Origin of the sequence: Bacillus sp. AFS018417, from assembly GCF_002560985.1 — a bacterium.
In the GTDB taxonomy this organism is placed as follows: domain Bacteria; phylum Bacillota; class Bacilli; order Bacillales; family Bacillaceae_G; genus Bacillus_A; species Bacillus_A rhizoplanae.
The window spans coordinates 92414-98783 of record NZ_NTTM01000023.1; the positions used below are offsets into that span (position 1 = coordinate 92414).

Here is a 6370-nt window from a genome sequence, read left to right on the forward strand (position 1 = left end):
CTGACAGTATAACTTCTCTATCCCATTACATTAAAAATCAAAATTATCAGGATCTGGACCAACACGATGATTTTCATTCAAATCATCAATGCGTTTCATATCTTCTTCCTTTAACTCAAAATCAAATACATCTGCATTTTCAATGATTCGATGTTCTTTTGTAGATTTCGGGATGGTTATAACACCATTTTGTAAATCCCAGCGTAAAATGACTTGGGCAACAGATTTGTTATAGTTGTTAGCAATTTCTTGAAGAACTTCATGATTAAGTAATTGTCCTTGCATTAACGGCGACCACGCTTCTAACTGAATGTCATGTTCCTGACAAAATGCTTGCAGCTCTTTTTGCGTTAAGCGTGGATGGTATTCTACTTGGTTCACCATTGGTTTAATCTCTGCATCTTTCATTAAGTCTTCAAGATGATGAATTTGAAAATTACTTACTCCAATCGCCCTTACTCGTCCTTCCTTATAAAGAGTCTCTAATGCTCTCCATGCCTCTTTATATTTCCCTTCTACAGGCCAATGAATCAAATATAAATCTAAATACTCTAGTCCAAGTTTATTTAAACTTGTCTCATAAGCAGCAATTGTAGACTCATATCCTAAATCTGCATTCCAAACTTTTGATGTAACGAATACATCTTCTCTAGAAATACCCGCTTGTTGTATTCCTTCACGAATCCCTTGCCCAACTCCTTCTTCATTTCCATAAATCGCTGCTGTATCAATACTACGGTAGCCATGTGTAATCGCTGTTTTTACAGCATTCACTAACTCAGGACCTTCCTCTACTTTAAATACCCCAATACCAAACCAAGGCATTTGTACACCGTTATGCAAAGTTGTTTTATCTTGTAAATGTTTCGCCATTATAAATAAACCTCCTAATTTTTAAAGAAAATTTTCTACGCTGCACGTTTTTGATCTTTTTGTTCTAGAGTCTTGCTCCAACCTGTTAAAATTACAGCTCCTAGAACCATTAATGCTCCAATCCAAGGCGTATGAATGAGCCCAATCGAATCTGTAATTACACCACCTAAATAAGAACCAATGGCAATTCCAGCATTAAATGCAGCAATATTAATTGCAGATGCCACATCTACTGCACCCGGTACAAAACGTTCAGCTAACATCACTACATATATCTGTAATCCTGGTACATTCATAAACGCTAATAATCCCATTAAAATGATTGTAATAAGACCAGCTATCTTAAATGGAGCTGTGAACGTTAATATAAAGAGTACAACCGCTTGTACGATAAACATATAGAATAATGCACGAATCGGATTACGGTTCGCTACTTTACCACCAATGACGTTACCAATCGCAATTGCTACTCCATAAACGAGTAAAATAATAGTAACAGCCCCTGCCGTAAACCCGGTTATCTCTTGTAACAATGGAGATAAATACGTAAAGACAACGAATGTACCTCCATACCCTAAAGCTGTAATAATGAATAAAAGAAGTAAACGACCGTTTGTGATCAAAGTAATTTGATCACGAAATGTTGTTCGATTACCTTTTCGCAAATTAGATGGAACAAGAATACTATTTGCAATGAAAGCAATGATACCTACTACAACGATCACTACAAAAGAAGCCCTCCAGCCAAATTGTTGTCCAATAAATGTACCAATTGGAACACCTGTAACAGTTGCTACTGTGAGCCCTGTAAACATAATCGCAATCGCACTTGCTCGGCGATTTTCTGGAACTAAATCCGCGGCAATCGTAGAGCCTATTGACATAAATACACCATGTGAAAGCGCAGAAACAACACGAGCAACTAGCAACAAACTGATACTTGTTGCACTCGCAGCAATACTATTTCCAACAATAAAGACAATCATAATCCAAAGTAATAAAGATTTACGTGACATACTGGATGTTAAAGAAGTTAAGACAGGCGCTCCAAATGTCACCCCTAAAGCATATAAAGAAACTGTTAATCCAGCTGTTGTAACAGTAACATTTAAATCTTGCGCAATAAGTGGCAATAATCCTACACTAATAAATTCTGTTGTTCCGATTGCAAAAGCACTTACAGCTAATGCCAACAGTGCCAATGTACTTCGTTTTTTATCTAAACTCATTCTTTCTCCTCCTCATCTTCTTGTTGTATCGTTCCATCTCTTCTAAACAAACTATATAGAAAACCATATGGTAAGAATCCGCCAACAAATGTTATTATGGGATATAGAAGAAATAAAGAAAAGTACGTACTTTTAAGTAATATAGGTACCAGAAAGTTATATAGGAACTAAAAAGTACCTATTAATTAGGAGGAAGAGCATGGAGAAAAAAAAGTACAATATTTCCGTAGAAGCAACACTCGAGGTAATAGGAGGAAAATGGAAATGTGTGATTCTTTGTCATCTTACTCATGGTAAAAAACGTACAAGTGAATTGAAATGTCTTATGCCAAACATTACACAGAAAATGTTAACGCAGCAATTACGTGAGTTAGAAGAAGATGGCGTCATCAATCGCATCGTTTACAATCAAGTTCCTCCAAAAGTGGAATATGAACTAAGTGAATATGGATGGAGCTTGCAAGATATTTTAAACTCTCTATGTACTTGGGGAGAAAAACATATTACGAAAGTATATGGTGATAAATTTGCTGTCTTGGAGGAGAATATTTTAAACGATAAACTGAAGCAACAAAATTAAAAATACACGTACGATTTTCGAACATGCATATCCATTCTGCTGTGTAACCGTGAATCTTAAAAACATCTATAACTAAAAACATCTTCTTACATATGAAATAAGAAGATGTTTCTTTTATAAAGTGAAACTTCAAAGCGTCTGCCCGTTATCAATTGTAAATACCTGTCCTGTAATAGACTCCTGAGTCAATTGAAAAATAATAGCCTCTGCAATCTCATCAGGTGTTGAAATTCTTTTCAGCGGTATGTTTCCCGCAAGTTGATACATCTTCTCTTCATTGTCAGCCCACCATCTCGTATGAACTGCACCAGGAGCGATACTATTTACCCTAATCTCAGGTGCAAGTGCAATGGCTAACGATTTTGTCATCGTATGAATAGCTCCTTTTGTTGCTGCATACGGTACAGACGAACCTAGCCCTGTTATTCCGGCAACGCTGCCTACATTCACAATAGCACCCGATCGTTGTTTCTTCATATAAGGAACAACAGCCTTTACACAATGAAACATCCCTTTCACATTTACGTTAAAAAGAGAATCCCACACTTCATCCGTTACAGACTGCAAATCATCCATAGGTATTTGCGCTGTTATACTTGCATTATTCACTAAAAAATCTACTGTTCCAAAAGATTTCACGGTTTGCAGTACCATGTCCTCAACTTCTTTTTCTATCGCTACATTAGCTTTCACAATGAGCGCTGTACCTCCGCATTGTACAATTTCATTCCTTGTTTCTAACGCTTCTTTTTCCGAACGGCTATAATTAATCACAACCTTCGCTCCTGCATCTGCTAGTTTTATAGCCGCAGCCTTTCCGATACCAGTACCACCGCCTGTTATAATAGCCACTTTATCTTTTATCTCCATTTTTCCTTCTCCTCTTCTTTTCATATTTGTTATGACTCATTGTATCTTCGCTCATACGAAAGGTATAATACTGAATAATGAGGCCGGTATCATTTAAAATGATATCAGTGGAGGGATGTATTTTTGGAAAGTCACGATTTATGGATTTTTAAACATGTTGCTGAATTACAATCTATATCTAGAGCCGCTGAAAAACTCGGATATGTACAGCCAAATATAAGCCAGCGCATAAAAAGCTTAGAAGAAGAACTAGGCGTCCCATTATTAATACGTAATAACAGAGGAGTAACATTAACTGACCAAGGACAAATTTTGTTAGATTACACCAATCAAATTATGATGTTAATGGATGAAGCCAAATCAAAAATAAATCCGAAAAAGTGGAGAGAATCTTTAATCATCGGGGCATCTCAAACGATTTCTGCTGTGAAAGTTCCGTGGCTCTTCTCTTCTTTTTTGCAATCAAATACAAACATTGATCTAAAAATCCGGACGAATAATAAGCCAAAATTACAAGAAATGCTTTCTTACGGAGAGGTTGATGGAATTTTTATAAGCGGTACATATAACGATTCACAGTTCGAAAGTGTTTACCGTTATTTCGAAAACCTTATACTCATTTCTCCAATTGAACAGCATCATCATCCAACACTACTTGTGAATAGCGATCCAGGTTGTATATATAGAAATAAGTTGTTAGATTTTGCAGAGAAACATCATTTTAATCAACCAACTATTATAGAATTTGATTCACTTGAATCCATTCTCCAAGCTGTTCATGCAGGGCTTGGGATTAGTATCATGCCAGCAGATGTTGTACATAGCCGAAACGAAATGAAGACCATTCATCATGAGGAATTACCAGACAAAATGAAGATTGATTTTATTATTAAACGCGGGAAACAAAGGTCACAAAGTTTAGAGAAGTTTATTTGTTTTTTAAAGGAATTATAATTCTTACAATAATGTAAGAAATTTGTTAGGCAATTCGATGTTTCCGCTTCTTGATTCCATGTAAGCTAACAATAAAGTGAAACTTCCATCAGAGGGGGATTCTTCATCCCCCTCTGATGGTTAGTTGAACCAATCGGGCTTTTACGGGCAGTTATCCCTCACCTAGCTTCTTCGCTTCTCTCAATCTTGAGGTGAGGGTTTTACTGCCCGTTAATGCGGGATAAAGCTAGAGGATATGACAAAGGAGCGGATTCTCATGAACGAAAATCAAGATTTATTATTCACCCAAATTGTTACTGGTTCTTGCTTAGGAGGCTTTGTATTATTATCTTGTATTGCTTGTTTTATAAAAATCGTTCATCAATTTTTCATGTAATAGCACTTATTTTTAACAACCGCTTAAAGGAGTTAGACACTGCGATGTTTACAAACTTTTATCCTTCGATAGTTAGTCATTTCAACAAAATGATAAAAAAGAAAACAGATTAAAAAGGATTACCTCTTATGAATACAAGGTAATCCTTTTAAGTTTCTATAAAGTGAAACTTCCATTCAGAGGTGCTTTTCCTTCGAATGGTTAGTTGAACCAATCGGGCTTTTACGGGCAGTTATCCCCCACCTAGCTTCTTCGCTTTTCTCTGAATCTCGAGGTGGAGGTCTTACTGCCCGTTAATGCGGGATAAATGCTTTACTTTATACCTTTTTAACAAATTCAGATTTTAATTTCATAGGTCCGAAACCATCAATTTTGCAATCAATATCATGGTCGCCATCAACTAAACGAATATTTTTTACTTTTGTACCGATTTTTACGACTAGTGAAGTTCCTTTTACTTTAAGGTCTTTGATTACTGTTACAGAATCACCATCGTTTAAAACATTTCCGTTCGCATCTTTAATAACCTTTTCATCTTCGCTACCTTCAGTTTCTAAGCTCCACTCATGTGCACATTCTGGGCAAACAAAAAGGACTCCATCTTCGTACGTGTATTCTGAATTACATTTTGGGCAATTTGGTAAATTCGACATAATTCCATTTCCTCCATCCGTTATTGTCATTCTAATATATAAGAATTGGCTTTAATTTCCTTTTTATAAAAATATAGGTCGTCCTTATATACTTTTATATACTGCCATAGTCTTCTTATATTGACAACCTCTCTTCCAACTCCCCTTTACATGAATGTGTACACTTACTAAACCCCCATTTGAAAGAGCTTTACTATCCTTTAAATGACTTTATTGTCACTATACAAATTTATGTGCTCTTAAATTATTTTTGTTTCTTAAACATCTAAAATTACACTTAAAACAATGTGATTATATGAATTTTTTTAAAATATCACAAAAATAAAGGGGTACTTATCCATACCGCACTTTCCAATTTGCTTCTGAATACAATGAAGAAATCTGAAAGAAAGGAGAGAACATATGAGCAGCAAAGAAGAAAGGTGTGATAGAGAAAGATGTCGTAAAGAAAAATGCGATTGCGATAGAGAAAAGTGCCGCAAAGAAAAATGCGATTACGATAGAGAAAAGTGCTGTAAAGAAAAATGCGATTGCGATAGAGAAAAGTGCCGCAAAGAAAAATGCGATTGCGATAGAGAAAAGTGCCACAAAGAAAAATGTGACAGATGCCGTAAAGAAAAGTGCGATTGCGATAGAGAAAAGTGCCGCAAGGAAAAATGTGACAGATGCCGTAAAGAAAAATGCGAGTGTGATAGAGATAGACGCCATAGAAAAAAAGACATTTGTCCACCTATTGGCTTTTGTCGAAAATGTTTCAGATCTAGGTGTGATTGTCACTGCCAAGAACAAGAGCAAGAACAAAATAATCGACAACGTACTGAGCAAGAAGGACCTG

General features: G+C 35.9%; 8 protein-coding genes. 4 read left to right on the forward strand and 4 right to left on the reverse strand.

From position 1 onward, the window contains the following. Positions 1-30: 30 nt before the first annotated feature. Both CN326_RS10330 and CN326_RS10335 read right to left on the reverse strand, forming a co-directional pair. Positions 31-873: an aldo/keto reductase gene (locus CN326_RS10330; RefSeq protein ID WP_098308942.1), complete on the reverse strand. Its 843-nt coding sequence runs from the start codon at positions 871-873 to the stop codon at positions 31-33. Positions 874-908: 35 nt separating this feature from the next. Beyond that, entirely contained in the window at positions 909-2102 is a 1194-nt protein-coding gene (locus tag CN326_RS10335) for an MFS transporter (RefSeq protein ID WP_098308943.1), read from the reverse strand. Positions 2103-2301: 199 nt separating this feature from the next. Here CN326_RS10335 and CN326_RS10340 point away from each other — a divergent pair, with 199 nt between their 5' ends. Beyond that, entirely contained in the window at positions 2302-2682 is a 381-nt protein-coding gene (locus CN326_RS10340) for a winged helix-turn-helix transcriptional regulator (RefSeq protein ID WP_098308944.1), read from the forward strand. 129 nt (positions 2683-2811) lie between these two features. Here the strand turns inward: CN326_RS10340 and CN326_RS10345 are convergent, their stop codons facing one another. Continuing rightward, on the reverse strand, positions 2812-3552 hold the full coding sequence (locus CN326_RS10345; protein WP_098308945.1) for an SDR family NAD(P)-dependent oxidoreductase: 741 nt from the start codon (positions 3550-3552) through the stop codon (positions 2812-2814). 123 nt (positions 3553-3675) lie between these two features. Here CN326_RS10345 and CN326_RS10350 point away from each other — a divergent pair, with 123 nt between their 5' ends. Continuing rightward, positions 3676-4506 (forward strand): LysR family transcriptional regulator, encoded by an 831-nt coding sequence (locus CN326_RS10350; protein WP_098308946.1) that lies wholly within the window; start codon positions 3676-3678, stop codon positions 4504-4506. Between the two features lie 256 nt (positions 4507-4762). Beyond that, positions 4763-4882, forward strand: coding sequence for a DUF4027 family protein (locus CN326_RS24155; RefSeq protein WP_141525022.1), 120 nt, complete (start codon positions 4763-4765; stop codon positions 4880-4882). A 317-nt stretch (positions 4883-5199) separates the two neighbouring features. Here the strand turns inward: CN326_RS24155 and CN326_RS10355 are convergent, their stop codons facing one another. Continuing rightward, on the reverse strand, positions 5200-5535 hold the full coding sequence (locus CN326_RS10355; protein WP_098308947.1) for a zinc ribbon domain-containing protein YjdM: 336 nt from the start codon (positions 5533-5535) through the stop codon (positions 5200-5202). Positions 5536-5959: 424 nt separating this feature from the next. Here CN326_RS10355 and CN326_RS10360 point away from each other — a divergent pair. After that, positions 5960-6370 (forward strand): hypothetical protein (locus CN326_RS10360; RefSeq protein WP_098308948.1); only part of this gene is annotated, 411 nt, incomplete at its 3' end.

What these genes read in the sequence shown, in the direction of transcription:
- CN326_RS10340 (WP_098308944.1), top strand. Translation starts at nt 2,302, where the DNA reads ATGGAGAAAAAAAAGTACAATATTTCCGTAGAAGCAACACTCGAGGTA.
- CN326_RS24155 (WP_141525022.1), top strand. Translation starts at nt 4,763, where the DNA reads ATGAACGAAAATCAAGATTTATTATTCACCCAAATTGTTACTGGTTCT.
- CN326_RS10355 (WP_098308947.1), bottom strand. Translation starts at nt 5,535, where the DNA reads ATGTCGAATTTACCAAATTGCCCAAAATGTAATTCAGAATACACGTAC.
- CN326_RS10330 (WP_098308942.1), bottom strand. Translation starts at nt 873, where the DNA reads ATGGCGAAACATTTACAAGATAAAACAACTTTGCATAACGGTGTACAA.
- CN326_RS10345 (WP_098308945.1), bottom strand. Translation starts at nt 3,552, where the DNA reads ATGGAGATAAAAGATAAAGTGGCTATTATAACAGGCGGTGGTACTGGT.
- CN326_RS10335 (WP_098308943.1), bottom strand. Translation starts at nt 2,102, where the DNA reads ATGAGTTTAGATAAAAAACGAAGTACATTGGCACTGTTGGCATTAGCT.